Origin of the sequence: Kocuria palustris, assembly GCF_016907795.1 — a bacterium.
GTDB classification, from domain to species: Bacteria; Actinomycetota; Actinomycetes; order Actinomycetales; family Micrococcaceae; genus Kocuria; species Kocuria palustris.
Map to the genome: position 1 here is coordinate 1128941 of NZ_JAFBCR010000001.1, position 14634 is coordinate 1143574.

Here is a 14634-nt window from a genome sequence, read left to right on the forward strand (position 1 = left end):
CGGAGCCGGAAGCCGGCTCACAGCCCCGAGTAGGAGTGCAGGCCCTCGAACAGGGTGTTCACGATGAAGTAGTTGAACAGCACGCACAGGAAGCCTGCGATCGACAGCCAGGCCGAGCGGGTTCCGGTCCAGCCGCGGGTGGCGCGGGCGTGGAGGTAGGCGGCGTAGACCACCCAGATCACGAAGGTCCACACCTCCTTGGGATCCCAGCCCCAGTAGCGGCCCCAGGCGTCGCGGGCCCAGATCGCGCCGGCGGCCAGGGTGAAGGTCCAGAACACGAAGCCCACGCTGTTGAGGCGATAGGCGAAGTTCTCCAGCGTCTTGGCCGAGGGCACCGAGCGCATGAAGGCCCAGCCCGGCTCGCCGCCGTCGAGGATGCGGCGCTCGCGGCGGTCCTGGATGAGCTGCAGGATCGACATGGTGAAGGTGACCGCGAAGATCGCGGACGACGCCACGGCGATCGAGACGTGGATGATCAGCCAGTACGACTGCAGCGCCGGCTGCAGCGGGGAGACCGGGGTGGGGTAGGCGATCGTGGCCATGGTCAGCAGCAGCGTGACCAGGCCCGAGATCATCACGCCCACGAAGCGCAGATCGCGACGGATCAGCATGATGAGGTAGATCCCGGCGATGATCAGCGCAGAGGTGGTCGAGAACTCGTACATGTTGCCCCACGGCACGCGCTGGGCTGCGATCGCTCGGGACACCACGGCCACGAGGTGGATCGCGAAGGCCATGACCATCAGCACGATGGCAGCGCGCGCTGCCGGGCGGCGCTCGGAGGTGCCATAGCCCATGCGGGAGTCGGCGACCTGGCCCTCGAGCTTCTCCGAGACGCCCCGGCGGCTTCCGGCGCGGTTGCCCGCACCGGAGTCGTTGCGCTCGTCGCGCTCCGGTTCCTCCGGCCCGGAGGCGCTCGAGGCCCCGCCGCCGGCGCCCACGAGCTCGCGGCTGCGGGAGGAGCTGCGCGCTGTCGTGCGCTTCTCGGCCTCGCTCAGGGTCTTCGAATGGGACGCCATGTCCCAGGCGAAGCAGATGAAGACGCAGAGGTAGACCAGGGCGGCCAGGAGCATGAACAGCTCCGACCATGTCCCCAGCGCGGTGTTCACTTCAGTGCTCATGCTCGTGATTCTCCCACCTTCGAGGCGCCGGGCGCCTCCGCATCCTCATCGACATCGTCTGCGACGCCGATGTGCTCCCATTCACCGCTGAACAGCTCGTGCAGCGCCTCGTCCTCGGACTCCAGCCGCGGGTCCTCCCCGCGGGCCAGCAGAGCGTACTCCAGGACCGCGCGCGGCCCCTCCGGGGTCTGCTCGGTGCGCACTCGCACCCAGGCGCGGCGTCGCACGATGAACAGCGACATGATCAGCCCGGCGAAGGCCAGGATGAACGAGATGAACACCCCGGCCGTTCCCGGATCGTAGTTCACGTCCAGCCCGACGTAGCGCTCGGTGCCCAGGTACTCGATCTCCCCCAGGCCGTTCGGCAGCTCGGCCTTCGGGTTCTGCTCGTTGAGCACCAGCGGACCGCCGGGGGTGCTCGGCGAGGCCTGCTCCTGCAGACCTTCGACGTCCAGGACGTACACGTTCTGGGGCGCACCGCTGTCCAGGCCCAGATCGCCCGAGTACACGGACAGCACCAGCGTGGGGTTGCCCAGATCGGGGTCGATCGACGTCAGCTGGCCGGAGGCCTCGTCGACGTAGCCGGTCGGCAGGAACGTGCCGGTGAAGCCGAGCTGCTCGGGCTGGGAGTCCGGGACCTTCAGCGTGAACGCCGAGATGTTCGTCAGGTCCTCGGGGACGGTGATGACGGGGCCCTCATACGCGACGTCTCCGTCGCCGTCGGTGACCCGCACGGTCGGCGCGTAGCCGTTGCCGATCAGGTACGAGCGCACCCCGTTCGAGGAGACCGGCTGATTGGTCGACAGCTTCTCCTGGCGCGGCTCGTCGTCGGGGCCGTCCTGGACGGTGACGTCGGCGTCGAAGCCCAGCGGCTGGCCGTAGCTGCCGGGGTCATCGGTGTCGCGGTTGTAGTCGATGTGGAAGTCGTCCACGGTCAGCGTGAACGGGGCCAGCCAGTCGGCGTCGTAGTTCGAGCCCGGGGTGAACGAGTCGTAGCTGATCAGCGAGTTCGCGAAGGTCTCCCCCACCGTCAGGATCTTCTGGCCCTTGAAGCCGAACATCGCGCCGACTGCCATGAAGATCAGGATGCCGAGCAGGGCCACGTGGAAGAGGATGTTGCCGACCTCCTTCCACATGCCGCGCTCGGCGCCCACCGACGGCGTCGGCGTGTCCATGTCGCGCAGGTGCACGCGGTAGCCGCGCTTCTTCAGCAGCGCCGCGCTGCGCTCGACCATCTCCGCGGCCGACGGGGCCTCGGTGCCATCGGCCCCGCCGATGCGCAGGCTGCGGTGCACGGGCAGGCGGGAGAACCGGCGCGGAGTGCGCGGGGGCTGGGCCCGCCAGGCCTGCCAGTGCTTGCGAGCGCGCGGCAGCACGCAGCCCACCAGCGAGATGAACAGCAGCAGGTAGATGGCCGCGAACCACACCGAGGAGAAGACGTCGAACATCTGCAGCCGGTCCAGGATCGGCCCCAGCCGCGGATTCGAGTCGATGTAGTCGTTGACGGCCGCGACGTCCTGGACCCGCTGCGGGAAGATCGAGCCCGGAACAGCGGCGACCGCCAGCATCAGCAGCAGGAACAGCGCCGTGTTCATCTTGGTCAGCTGGGCCCAGGCCCAGCGCAGCATCCCCAGGGGCCCCAGCGACGGAACGGTCACCTCCTGGCTCGATCCTCCCCCGGGGTCCTTCTGCGCTGTGCTCACTGTGCTCCCTCGATCGCTGCGGGCGCCGCGCGCCCTGGTGTGCTCATCCGTGCCTGCACCGTGCTCCTGTCCGGGAGCCGGGGCATCGTCCTGTGCGCTGTCCATCCTCCGCCTCAGATCACCGGCACGAAGTCCTGGACCAGCTCCGACTGGATCCACGAGACGAAGGCCGTCCACACGCCGCTGACCATGAGCAGGCCGATCACCACGAGCATCAGCCCCCCGAAGCGCTGCAGGGCCACCCGGTGCCGCTTGAAGAAGTCCAGGGCGCCCATCCCGCGGCGCAGCGCCAGGGCCGCGATCAGGAACGGGATGCCCATGCCCAGGCAGTACACGACGGTCAGCAGAGCGGCCTTGCCCACCGAGGAGCCGCCGCTGTAGGCCAGGGCCTGCACCGCCGCGAACGTGGGCCCGATGCACGGGGCCCAGCCCAGTCCGAACGTGATGCCCAGCAGCGGGGCCCCCCACAGCCCGGGAGGCGGGCGCCGCTCGATCTTGCGCTCGCGCTGCAGGGCGCCGATCCCTCCCATGAAGACGAGCCCCATGACGATCACGAGCACCCCGAGCACGACCATGACCCAGCCCTGACCGCGCAGCCACGGCAACGCGCCCAGCTGCGCCAGCACGACCGACATCAGCAGGAACACCAGGGTGAAGCCGAGCACGAACAGCCCGATCCCCGCGAGCATCCGCCCGCGCTTCTGCTTCTGCAGGTCGATCCCGGTCAGCCCGGTGACGTAGCCCAGGTAGCCCGGCACGAGCGGCAGGACGCAGGGCGAGGCGAAGGAGACCAGCCCCGCCAGCGCCGCCACCGGCAGCGCGGCCAGCAGCGATCCGTCCAGGACGGTCTCGGCGAAGGGATTGCCGTCGATCACGAGCGCCTCAGACCGACGTGACGTCGTCGAGGACGGTGCGCAGGATCGAGGGGTCGGCGATGCCCAGGATCCGGGCGGCCACACGCCCCTGGGAGTCGAGCACCAGGGTGGTCGGCACGGCCTGCGGCGGGACGTGCTTGGACAGATCCAGCAGCACACCTCCGTCGCGGTCCTCGAACGACGGGTACGGGATCTCGAAGGTGCGCTCGAAGGCCTCCGCAGTGGCCTGCTCGTCGCGCACGTTCACGCCGTAGAACGCGACACGGTCCTCGAAGTCCTGGGCCAGTTCGACCAGGTCCGGGGCCTCCTTGCGGCACGGAGCGCAGCCGGCGTACCAGAAGTTGAGCAGCACGGGTTTCCCGCGCAGCTGCTCGCCGGTGACCTCGGTGCCGTCGAACAGCGCGCCCTCGAAGTCCACGGGATCGGAGCGGTCGTCCTCGGGGTACTCGCTCACGGAGCCGTCCCCGGCGATGTATCCGGTGTCCCCGCCGGCGTTGGCCTGCTGCGCGAGGTCGTCCTCCTTGGCCGAGCAGGCGGAGAGCACCAGGGCCCCCAAGCCGGCTCCGCCCAGGCCCAGCAGCGCGCGGCGCGTGGGACGGACCCGGGCATCATCGTCCGCGCCAGCGGCGCTGTCGACGTGCGGGCGGGCAGTGCGGGGAGGACGGATCACGATGCGCTCACCTGAGGATGGGGTTCGGAACGGACGAGGGGCGCGGGCGGTGCGGAGGGGCCCGCGGAGGCGCGGGCCATCATGACCCGGGAAGCTGGTTGACCCCTGAGTAGAGGTGCGCCGACGGCTCCGCATAGGTCACCGCGGGTCGGCGCCCGGAGTCGAGGTCAGTGAAGTGCAGGGAGGTCAGCGACCCCAGGTTGCACTGCCGCTTGCGGGGGTCATGCGGCAGGCGGCGGCCCTCGGCCGAGAGGCGGGTCAGCCAGATCGGCAGCTGGTGGGAGACGATCACGGCCTCCGCGCCGTCGCCGCCGATCTCCACGGCCCGGCGCCCCGCCGCCAGCGCCGCCTCGGCCATGCGCGCCACGATGCTGCGGTACGGCTCACCCCACGACGGGCGCAGCGGGTCGATCAGGTGCGGCCAGTGCACCGGCTTGGCCAGCTCGGCGGCGTCCACGTGGTGGCCCTCGAAGTGGTTCCAGGGCTCGATCACGCGCTCATCCGGGTGGATCTGCAGATCGAGGGCCTCGGCCACCGGCTGCGCCGTCTGGCGGGTGCGCAGCAGCGGCGAGGCCACCAGGTGCACGATCCGCGCGCCCTGCTCGTCGCGTCGCTGGGCCAGCGACTGGGCGGCGACCCGGGCCATCTCCTGGCCGCGCTCGGCCAGGCGGAACTCGGGCAGGCGGCCGTACACGATCCGGTCCGGATTGTGGACCTGGCCGTGACGCAGCAGATGGACGATCGCTGAGGACATGGGGGCCATCATCCCAGACCCGGGCACAGGGCTCGAATCGAGCCCGCTCAGGCCCCGCGCCGGACGAGCAGGCGCTCGAGCCTGCGCGGGTCGATCTGCCAGAAGTCGCGCTGCCGGCCGTCGATCAGCAGCACGGGGACCTCGATCTGCCAGCGCTGGGTCTGCTCGGACTCCGGCAGCTGCATGATGTCGGTCTCGGCCCACTCCAAGCCGTGGCGCTGGGCTGCGGCGGCGACGGTGTCGCGGGCCGCCTGGCACAGGTGGCACCCCTGACGGGTGATCAGCCGCAGCGGCGGCACGGAGAGGTCGATCTGCCCCGGGGTCTGCTCGGTCATCGTCCGATCCTATGACGAGGGCGCCGCGCCCCCTCCACGAGGCCGCGCGGCCGGCAACGCGGCGTCATGCGAGGCTGCTGCCGCGCACATGCCGAGGGGCCCCGCTCGCGAGAGCGGGGCCCCTGTCGGCTCACTGCCAGCAGGTCACTTCTTGTTGCGACGCTGGTGGCGGGTCTTGCGCAGCTGCTTGCGGTGCTTCTTCTTGGACATGCGCTTGCGGCGCTTCTTGATCACAGAGCCCATGGGCTTCCCTCACTTCACGTTTCGTTGGTCCGAACCGGCGCGGCGCGTCGGCGCGCTGCTGCCCGGCACGTCTGGCGCGACGGCCGTTCCGGTGCGCGACCGGGTGACGACGAGGCGGGCATGACCCGCCCAGTCGAGAATTCGTTCCCCGGAAGTCTACCTGCTATGCCCCGCAGGGTGGTATTCCGCCGGGGCCGACGCTCTCAGCCGCCGGTGGACTCCGAGTCCTCGGCGGACCGGGAATCCTGCGCTGCCGGAGCGGCGCTCGGCGAGCCGCCCGCCTGGTTCTGCTCGGCGCTGCCGCCCTCGGCATGCGGCGCAGCCGGCATGGCGCCGGTGGCGGCCTCCTTGACGGGGCCGTCGTGCGAGGCCCCGCGACCGGCGGCCGCCGCCTGGACCAGTCCCCCGGCCCGCGACGACGCGCGCCCCGGCTCCTGGCCCTCGTCCTCCGAGGCCCAGACCCGGCCCGAGGCCGTGGGCCCGGGGATCAGCCCCGTGGACACGGACTCGGGACCGCGCGTGCCGCGATCGGGATCCACTCCGGCCTCGACGTACTGGTACTCGATGTGCTCCTCGACCAGCCGGGCGGCCAGGTTGCGGTCCCCGGCGAGCACCGCCGAGAAGATCGCCTGGTGCTCGGCCCGGATGCGGTCCACGGTCTTGGACCACAGGGGCACATGGCCCACCAGCGCCATCGTGTACTCGTAGATGGAATCCCGCAGCGCCGACATCAGCGAGGCGACGAGGGTGTTGCCCGCCGTCTTCACCAGGGCGATGTGGAAGCTCACGTAGTGGTGGTGGAACTCCTTGAGGGAGATGTCATCGCGTGCCATCTCCCGCAGGATCGCTCGCAGCTCCGGCATGGCCGGGCTGCGGTAGTCCGAGCTGCGCAGCGCCCAGGTCTCGAGCAGGACCCGCGTCTGCACGATGTCCCTCAGCGGATATGCCGCTGTGGCCATGTGCAGCTGCAGCGCGGGACCTGCCGAGGAGGCCGGTTCGCGCACGAGCATGGGCAGGATCGACTTGCGGCTCCCCTCGTAGAGCCGCAGGACGCCCTGCGCCTCGAGGATCTTGAGGGCCTCGCGCATGGTCCCGCGGCTCACGCCGAGGATCGCCGCGAGGTCCTTGTCCGACGGGAGCTGCTGTCCGAGGACCAGGTTCCCGTCGAAGAGCTCGTTCTCCAGCCATTGGAGGACTCGTCGATGTGTGGCCATGTGCTCAGCCTACGTTCATCCTGCCTGCTCAGATGACGCCCTGGGCCAGCATGGCGTCGGCGACCTTGATGAAACCGGCGATGTTGGCGCCCGCGACGTAGTTGCCCGGCTGGCCGTACTCGTCGGCGTGGGCCGCGCAGGTGTCGTGGATGCCCTTCATGATCTCGGTCAGGCGGGTCGAGGTGTAGTCGAAGGTCCACGAGTCGCGCGAGGCGTTCTGCTGCATCTCCAGGGCGGAGGTTGCCACGCCGCCGGCGTTGGCCGCCTTGCCCGGGGCGAAGAGCACGTCCGCCTCCTGGAAGATGTGCACGCCCTCGGTCGTGGTGGGCATGTTGGCGCCCTCGGCCACGGCCAGCACGCCGTTCTCCACGAGCTTGCGGGCATCCGCGCCGTTGAGCTCGTTCTGCGTGGCGCAGGGCAGGGCGACCTGCGTCGGCACCTGCCACAGCGAGGCCTTGCCGACCTCGGTGAACCGGGCCTGGCCGCCGCGGCGCTGGACGTAGTCGTTGATGCGCCCGCGCTCGACCTCCTTGACCTCGCGCAGGATGTCCAGATCGATGCCGTCCGGGTCGTGGACGAAGCCGCTGGAGTCCGAGGCGGTGACGACCTTGGCGCCCAGGCTCTGGGCGAGCTGGATGGCGTAGATCGCCACGTTGCCCGAGCCGGAGACGGAGACGGTCTTGCCGTCGAAGTCGTCGCCCTTCGTCTTGAGCATCTGGCGGGCGAACTCGACGGTGCCGTAGCCGGTGGCCTCGGTGCGCACCAGGGAGCCGCCCCAGGACAGGCCCTTGCCGGTCAGGACGCCGGACTCGTAGCGGTTGGTGATCCGCTTGTACTGCCCGAACAGGTAGCCGATCTCGCGGCCGCCCACGCCGATGTCACCGGCAGGGACGTCGGTGTACTCGCCGATGTGGCGGTAGAGCTCGGTCATGAACGACTGGCAGAAGCGCATGACCTCGCCGTCGGAGCGACCCGACGGGTTGAAGTCAGCGCCGCCCTTGCCGCCGCCGATGGGCATGCCGGTCAGCGAGTTCTTGAAGATCTGCTCGAAGCCCAGGAACTTGACGATGCCGAGGTAGACCGACGGGTGGAAGCGCAGGCCGCCCTTATACGGGCCCAGCGCGGAGTTGAACTCGACGCGGAAGCCGCGGTTGATCTGGGTGCGCCCCTGGTCGTCGACCCACGGCACGCGGAAGATGATCTGGCGCTCGGGCTCGCAGATGCGCTCGAGGATGGCGGCGTCGAGCAGCTCCGGGCGACGTGCGACCACAGGCCCCAGCGATTCGAAGACCTCGTCGACCGCCTGGATGAACTCCTTCTCACCCGGGTTGCGGGCGATGACGGCCTCGCGGACCGGCTGCAGCTTCTCGTGCACGATGTGCTCCTCTCCGGAAACGGGACCCTCGTCCCGACCAGAGGCGAGTCTGGCAGACGCAGCGCGCCCGTGGCGACCAGTGCGCTCGGCTGCCGCGGAAAACATGCGGCGGCCGGCATCCCCGGGACCGCTGCGATCAGCGGCGACGCCTGCGCAGCACCGAGGAGACCAGCCCGCTCACGCCGCGCCCGCGAGCCGGGGACTGCCCGTCCTGCACCGCGCTGAGCGGGTCCAGGCGCTGCGGCGCCGCCTCCTGGGCCGCTGATGCGGCCGGCGCAACGGCCAGGGCGGCCTCCCCGACGACGGCCTCGTCGGCGGAGGCGGCCGGCTGCTGCGGGAAGCGAGCCTGCTGCGCGGCGGGACTGCGCCGCTCGACGGGCGTCTGCTCAGCGGGTGCCGCCGGCTGCGCGCCCTCCTGGGGCTCGGGCGCCTCCTGGCTCACGATCCGCACGGGCTCGGTGCTCTGCGCCGGCTCGAGCGGCTCGGCCGTCTCGACCGGTGACGCGCTCGATGCCGCCTCCCGGTGCTGCCTGCCGACCAGCTCGCGCAGGGCCTCGGCGGTCTCCAGCAGGGGCTCTGCCTCGATGCGGTAGAAGCGCTTCTGGCCCACGGCGCGCTGATGCACCAATCCGGACTCCCGCAGCACGCGCAGGTGCTTGGAGACGGTCGGCTGGGAGGCCTCCACCGCGGCGACGAGCTCCCCGACTGCCCGCTCGCCGATGCTGAGCTCCTCCAGCAGAGCGCGTCGCGTGGGGTCGGCCAGAGCGGTGAAGACGTCCTGAGTCATTCCAGGGATCCTACCGGGCGAGGACCCGAGAGCAGGCCAGCGCGCGGCCGGTCAGTCGTACCAGGGGTCCAGGCCCCACAGCGGGAACACCGCCCGCCGCGTGGCCATGACCACGCGGTCGGTGGGGTCATCGGGGTCGAAGCCGACCTCCCACGAGCGCCACCACAGGTCGACGTCATCGCCCATGGAGGGGTGGGGGTCGGTGCCGTAGGCCTCGCGGATGTGATCGCGCCAGGCCTCGGGAACGGGGCGGGCCAGACCGATCGGATCCCCGGTGGCCACCGCGACCAGATGGGTCCAGGACCGGGGCACGGCGTCGTAGCAGTCGTAGCCGCCGCCTCCGGTGGCGATCCAGCGCCCTTCGCACCAGCGATCCGCCTGCCGGGCCACATCCATCATGATCTCGCGCTGGGCGTCTACGGAGACCTTCAGATGGGTCAGCTCGTCCTGGAAATGCGAGTCGCAGCCGTGCTGGGAGACGATCACCTCCGGGCGGAACTGCTCGATCAGCTGCGGCACGACCGCGAAGTAGGCGCGCAGCCACTGGGCGTCGTCGCTCATGGGCGGCAGCGCGATGTTCACCGCGGTGCCCTCTGCCTGCTCCCCGCCCAGCTCGGTCGCGAAGCCGGTGCCGGGGAAGAGCGCTGCGCCGGTCTCGTGCAGGGAGATCGTCATGACGCGGGGGTCGTCCCAGAAGATCGACTGGGTGCCGTCGCCGTGGTGGCCGTCCACGTCCAGGTAGAGCACCCGGGAGACCCCGCCCTCGAGCAGGCGGTGGATGCCCACGGCGCAGTCGTTGTAGACGCAGAAGCCGCTGGCCCTGTCCGCGAAGGCGTGGTGCATGCCGCCGCTGAAGTTCACGGCGCGCACGGCGGAGCCGTCGAGCAGCGCCTGGGCCGCCTGCAGGGTGCCGCCGGCGAGCCGCGCGGAGGCCTCGTGGATGCCCGCGTAGCCGGGAGTGTCCTCGGTGCCGAGCCCGCACTCGGCGATCTCCTTGCCGGGGTCCTCGCTCACGGCGCGCACCGCCCGGATGTACTCGTCCGTGTGCGCCAGCCCGAGCTCGGAGTCCTGCGCGGCCTCCGGCACCTGGACGGCGACACCGGGGCGCGCATCCAGCCCGAACTCCCGGACCATCCGCCAGGTGGCGTCCAGTCGCGACGGGTGCATGGGGTGGTAGGCGCCGAAGTCGTACTGGAGCAGCTGCGGGCTCCAGAACAGGGCGGTGGGTGTCGTCTGCGTCACAGGCTCATTAGAACACTCCGGGCGACTCGGTCGGGAGCCGACGGCGGCACACGACGCCAACCGGGCACCAAGAGGTCCATACTGTGCGTGGATCCGAGCCGGATCCCGCCCCGCCGAGATGATCCTGGAGGCTCCACGGTGCGTGCCGCTCTCGGGGCCAATCCGCCCCAGACCGAGTCCCGCCCGCTGCGCGATCAGCTGGGCGGTCTGCGCGACCTGCTCGACCGCGTCGCCCAGTCCTCCCCGGCCCGCCTGGCCGTGCTGGTCTTCGTCGGCGTGGCCGGGCTGTTCACCCTGCTGCTGTGGCTGCCGTGGTCCTCCCACGACGGGCGCTCCACGACCTTCGTCGACGCCGCCTTCACGGCCGCCTCCGCGGTGACCGTGACGGGGCTGACGGTGGTGCCCACGGCCGATCACTGGTCCTTCACGGGCCAGCTGATCATCCTGGTCGCCGTGCAGATCGGCGGTCTGGGCACCCTGACCATGACATCGCTGCTGGCACTGGCGATCGGGCGCAAGCTCGGCCTGCGCTCCAAGCTGGTCACGCAGAACGCCATGAACGTCGGGCGCCTGGGCGAGGTCGGCTCGCTGCTGCGCACCGTGGCCGCGACCTCGATCGTCATCGAGGGGTCGCTGGCGCTGATCCTCACGATCGGGTTCCTGGTGGCCGGCGAAGCCCCGCACACCGCCCTGTGGCACGGCGTGTTCTACTCGGTGTCCGCCTTCAACAACGGAGGCTTCACTCCGCACTCCGACGGCCTGGTGCCCTACTTCACCGACTCCGTGCACGTGTGGCTGATCCTGTTCCCGATCAGCATGGGCGTGCTGATCGGCTCGCTGGGCTTCCCCGTCATCCTGGTGCTGCGCCAGGTCGGCTGGCTGCGGTTCTCGCGGTGGAACCTCAACACCAAGGTCACCGTGGTCACGACGCTCGGCCTGATGCTGCTGGGCTGGGTCCTGTGGGCCGGGCTGGAATGGACGAATCCGGCCTCGATCGGCGACGAGTCCCCGGGGCAGAAGATCTTCAACGGCTTCTTCGCCTCCGTCATGATGCGCTCCGGCGGCTTCAACATCGTGGAGATGGCGGATCTGCAGCCCGTCACGCTGCTGCTCACCGACGCCCTGATGTTCGCCGGAGGTGCGCCGGCCTCGACCGGCGGCGGCATCAAGGTCACGACCTTCGCCGTCGTCGTGCTCGCGATCCTGGCGGAGGCCCGCGGCGATCAGGCCGTCCTCGCCTTCCATCGCACCATCCCCGACGGCGTGCTGCGCATCGCCATCTCCGTGATCGCCATGAGCGCCACGATCGTGCTGACAGCTGTCGGGATCCTGCTCGTGCTGACCGGCGAGCCGCTGGAGCGGGTGCTCTTCGAGGTCGTCTCCGCCTACGCCACCTGCGGGCTGTCGGTAGGGCTCTCCGGGGAGATGGGGCCTGCGGGCAAGGCGGTGCTGATCGTGGTGATGTTCATCGGGCGCATCGGCACGACTACCGTTGCCACTGCCCTTGCGCTGCGATCGCGCCGGCGCCTGTACCACTACCCCGAGGAGAGTCTGATCATTGGGTGAGCATCGCCACCGCGGCAGAAGCCATGCCGTGCCCGTGCTGGTCATCGGCATGGGCCGCTTCGGCACCGCCACCGCCCTGCAGCTGGCCTCCCAGGGCCGAGAGGTCATGGGCGTGGAGCGCGACCACACCCTCGTGCAGAAGCTCGCCGGCCAGCTCACGCACGTGGTGCAGGCCGAGGCCACGGACATCGACGCCCTGCGCCAGCTGGGCGCCGCCGAGTTCACGCAGGCGGTCGTGGGCGTGGGCACGTCGATCGAGTCCTCCGTGCTGATCACGGCGAACCTGGTGGATCTGGGCGTGGGCAGGATCTGGGCCAAGGCGATCTCCAAGGCCCACGGCAAGATCCTCTCCCGCATCGGCGCCCACCACGTGATCTTCCCGGAGGCCGATGCCGGACGGCGCACCGCCCACCTGGTCTCGGGGCGCCTGCTGGACTACATGGAGTTCGACGACGACTTCGCGATCGTCAAGATGCACCCGCCGCGCGAGACCCAGGGATTCACGCTGGCCCAGGCGGATGTGCGCGCCAAGTACGGCGTGACGGTCGTGGGCGTGAAGGCGCCGGGAGACGACTTCAGCTACGCCACCCCCGACACCACCGTGACCGCGCGCGACACCCTGATCGTGGCCGGGCACGTGGAGCTCATCGAGCGCTTCGCCGCCCGGCCCTGAGCCAGGTGGCGCGACACCGCGAACCGAGAGGAGCCCGGCATGGGCGAACGACGGCGCATCGGAAGACGACGCCTCCTGACGGCTGCGGCGATCGTCCTCGTGCTGGCCGTGGCGGTCACCGCGGGCATGCTCATCCGGCAGGACCGTCTGCGCAACTGCTGTCAGGCGCGCTTCCCGTCTCCGGGAGAGACCGCCCAGCCCGCAGCGGCGCTTCCCGAGCCCGGGATGCCCGAGATCCTGGAGGAGCAGCGGCTCTCCGACCGGACGACCCGCTACCGGCTCTCCTCCGAGCTGGTGCCGGCCGAGCAGACCCAGGACGGCCCCTCGGCGGTCGTGACCCTTCCCCGGGACTACGACGAGACGCGCGACTACCCCGTGGTCTACCTGCTGACGGGCACCGACGCCGGGGCCTCCTCTCGGGACTGGTACGACCGCGCCGCCCTGGAGGACTCCCTGGGGGATCTGCAGGCGATCACCGTGGCCCTCGATGACGGCGCGTACGGCTGGTACACCGACTGGACCGGACCCACCTCGCAGCCGCAGGGCTGGCGCACGCACCATCTCGAGGAGGTGCTCCCGTGGGTGGATCAGCGCTATCCCACGATCGCGTCCCCGGAAGGGCGAGCGGTCGTGGGCGCCTCCGCCGGCGGCTACGGCGCCATGGCCTACGCCGAGGACCGCCCCGATCTCTTCGGCGCCGCGGTGTCGATGTCCGGGCTGCTCAGCTTCGACGCGACCGCCGATCGGAAGCTGCTGCTGGGCGAGGCCGAGGCTGCCACAGGCGAGGGCTCGGACCTCTTCGGCGACGGACAGCGCACCACCCGCGCCGACTGGGAGTCCCACGACCCGTCCCGGCACACGCAGCCGCTGTCCGGCATGCCGATCTGGCTGTTCTCCGGCTCCGGCGAGGAGTTCGAGGCCCAGCTGCAGAAGACCACCGCGGCCTTCGAGACCAGCGCGGAGTCGTCCGGGGCGCGGGTGAGCACGAGCACCTACGAGCAGATGATCGAAGACGGCGCGCCCATGCCCGCAGGCACCTGCTCGGCCGGGCACGAATGGACGTGCTGGTCGATGGCGCTGCGTTCGGTGTCCCCGCAGCTGCAGGAGCACTTCGACCGCGCCGGCTGAGTCGTCGGGCCCGCAGACGCCTGTGCCCGGCATCTGCCGGGCACAGGCCGATCCACCGGCTCCGGGCAGGACTCAGTCCGCGTACTCCTGCTCCATCTCGTCGCCGCGTGCGGCCGAGGCCTGGACCGCGCGGGCCACGAGGTCCTCGATGCCGCTGTCCAGGAACGTCTCGATCGCCCGCTCGGTCGTGCCGTTCGGGCTGGTCACGGCCTTGCGCAGGGCCTCGGGATCGGCGTCCGGCGCCTCGAGCAGGCGTCCTGCGCCCGAGACGGTCTGCTTGGCCAGGGTCCGGGCGGTCTGCGCATCGAGGCCCAGGCGCTCGCCGGCCTTCTGCATCATCTCGGCCAGCAGGAAGACGTAGGCCGGGCCGGAGCCGGACACACCGGTGACGGCGCTGATCTGCTCCTCCGGGACCTGCACGACCACGCCCACGGCGGAGAGCACCTCGTCCACCGCAGCTGCCTGATCCTCGGTGACGTGATCGCCCGCCGTCAGGGACAGCGCGCCGTGCCCCACCGAGGACGGGGTGTTGGGCATGCTGCGCACGATCGGCTGCCCCTCGGGCAGATGCCCGGCCATGGCAGCCATGTTCACCCCGGCAGCCACGGACACGACGACGGTGGACGGGGCCAGGGCCGGGCGGATGTCATCGCACAGCTCGAGGATCGCGTAGGGCTTCACGCCCAGCATCACGATGTCCGCGCCCTCGACGGCCCGGCGGTTGGCCTCGGCGTCCGCCTCCGAGGACAGGACCTGCACGCCGGTCTCCTGGGAGAGCCGATCGCGGGACTCCTGCGAGCGCGTGGTGGCGCGAACGCGCCGGGCAGGCACTCCCGAGGCCAGGACGCCGCGCAGGATGGCGCCGTTCATGGAGCCGCTGCCCAGGAAGGCGATCACGGGCTCGGCGCTCGAGCGCTCGGTCGATGCGGATGCGGTCTCGGTCATGAG

15 protein-coding genes are annotated in these 14634 nt (G+C 70.7%); 3 read left to right on the forward strand and 12 right to left on the reverse strand.

All coding sequences use genetic code 11. From position 1 onward, the window contains the following. Positions 1-17: 17 nt before the first annotated feature. The 11 genes from ccsB to JOE55_RS05020 form a co-directional block, all read right to left on the reverse strand. Entirely contained in the window at positions 18-1121 is a 1104-nt protein-coding gene (ccsB, locus tag JOE55_RS04970; protein WP_024289867.1) for a c-type cytochrome biogenesis protein CcsB, read from the reverse strand. Continuing rightward, positions 1118-2929: a cytochrome c biogenesis protein ResB gene (resB, locus tag JOE55_RS04975; protein ID WP_204782193.1), complete on the reverse strand. Its 1812-nt coding sequence runs from the start codon at positions 2927-2929 to the stop codon at positions 1118-1120. The genes ccsB and resB overlap by 4 nt, the downstream gene beginning before the upstream one ends. An 8-nt stretch (positions 2930-2937) precedes the next feature. Then, the gene (locus JOE55_RS04980; protein ID WP_024289865.1) at positions 2938-3696 is read right to left on the reverse strand and encodes a cytochrome c biogenesis CcdA family protein; all 759 of its coding nucleotides are present in this window, start codon (positions 3694-3696) and stop codon (positions 2938-2940) included. 10 nt (positions 3697-3706) lie between these two features. Continuing rightward, a complete protein-coding gene (locus JOE55_RS04985; RefSeq protein ID WP_204782194.1) occupies positions 3707-4369 on the reverse strand; it encodes a TlpA family protein disulfide reductase in 663 nt (220 codons plus the stop codon). A 79-nt stretch (positions 4370-4448) separates the two neighbouring features. After that, entirely contained in the window at positions 4449-5123 is a 675-nt protein-coding gene (locus JOE55_RS04990; protein WP_204782195.1) for a histidine phosphatase family protein, read from the reverse strand. A gap of 47 nt (positions 5124-5170) precedes the next feature. Continuing rightward, entirely contained in the window at positions 5171-5458 is a 288-nt protein-coding gene (locus tag JOE55_RS04995; RefSeq protein ID WP_024289862.1) for a glutaredoxin family protein, read from the reverse strand. Positions 5459-5602: 144 nt separating this feature from the next. Beyond that, complete coding sequence (locus JOE55_RS05000; RefSeq protein ID WP_009882927.1) at positions 5603-5701, reverse strand: 30S ribosomal protein bS22; 99 nt, start codon at positions 5699-5701, stop codon at positions 5603-5605. Between the two features lie 203 nt (positions 5702-5904). Beyond that, positions 5905-6915, reverse strand: coding sequence for a FadR/GntR family transcriptional regulator (locus tag JOE55_RS05005; protein ID WP_024289861.1), 1011 nt, complete (start codon positions 6913-6915; stop codon positions 5905-5907). 28 nt (positions 6916-6943) lie between these two features. Next, complete coding sequence (gene gdhA / locus JOE55_RS05010; protein WP_204782196.1) at positions 6944-8290, reverse strand: NADP-specific glutamate dehydrogenase; 1347 nt, start codon at positions 8288-8290, stop codon at positions 6944-6946. A gap of 136 nt (positions 8291-8426) precedes the next feature. Further along, complete coding sequence (locus tag JOE55_RS05015) at positions 8427-9077, reverse strand: ArsR/SmtB family transcription factor (protein ID WP_204782197.1); 651 nt, start codon at positions 9075-9077, stop codon at positions 8427-8429. Between the two features lie 51 nt (positions 9078-9128). Continuing rightward, positions 9129-10244 carry an acetoin utilization protein AcuC gene (locus tag JOE55_RS05020; RefSeq protein ID WP_239547110.1) on the reverse strand — a complete coding sequence of 372 codons (1116 nt, stop codon included), beginning with the start codon at positions 10242-10244 and terminating at the stop codon, positions 9129-9131. 213 nt (positions 10245-10457) lie between these two features. On the opposite strand from JOE55_RS05020, the gene JOE55_RS05025 reads away from it, so the two are divergent. From JOE55_RS05025 to JOE55_RS05035, 3 genes are read left to right on the forward strand one after another with little or no spacing between them, the layout of a single operon-like run. After that, a complete protein-coding gene (locus tag JOE55_RS05025) occupies positions 10458-11885 on the forward strand; it encodes a TrkH family potassium uptake protein (RefSeq protein ID WP_024289857.1) in 1428 nt (475 codons plus the stop codon). Between the two features lie 28 nt (positions 11886-11913). Then, positions 11914-12558 carry a potassium channel family protein gene (locus JOE55_RS05030; protein ID WP_006213769.1) on the forward strand — a complete coding sequence of 215 codons (645 nt, stop codon included), beginning with the start codon at positions 11914-11916 and terminating at the stop codon, positions 12556-12558. Positions 12559-12597: 39 nt separating this feature from the next. Next, entirely contained in the window at positions 12598-13686 is a 1089-nt protein-coding gene (locus JOE55_RS05035) for an alpha/beta hydrolase (protein ID WP_204782198.1), read from the forward strand. Between the two features lie 72 nt (positions 13687-13758). Here JOE55_RS05035 and proC read toward each other — a convergent pair whose 3' ends face one another. Next, on the reverse strand, positions 13759-14631 hold the full coding sequence (proC, locus tag JOE55_RS05040) for a pyrroline-5-carboxylate reductase (protein WP_204782199.1): 873 nt from the start codon (positions 14629-14631) through the stop codon (positions 13759-13761). Positions 14632-14634 lie beyond the last annotated feature (3 nt).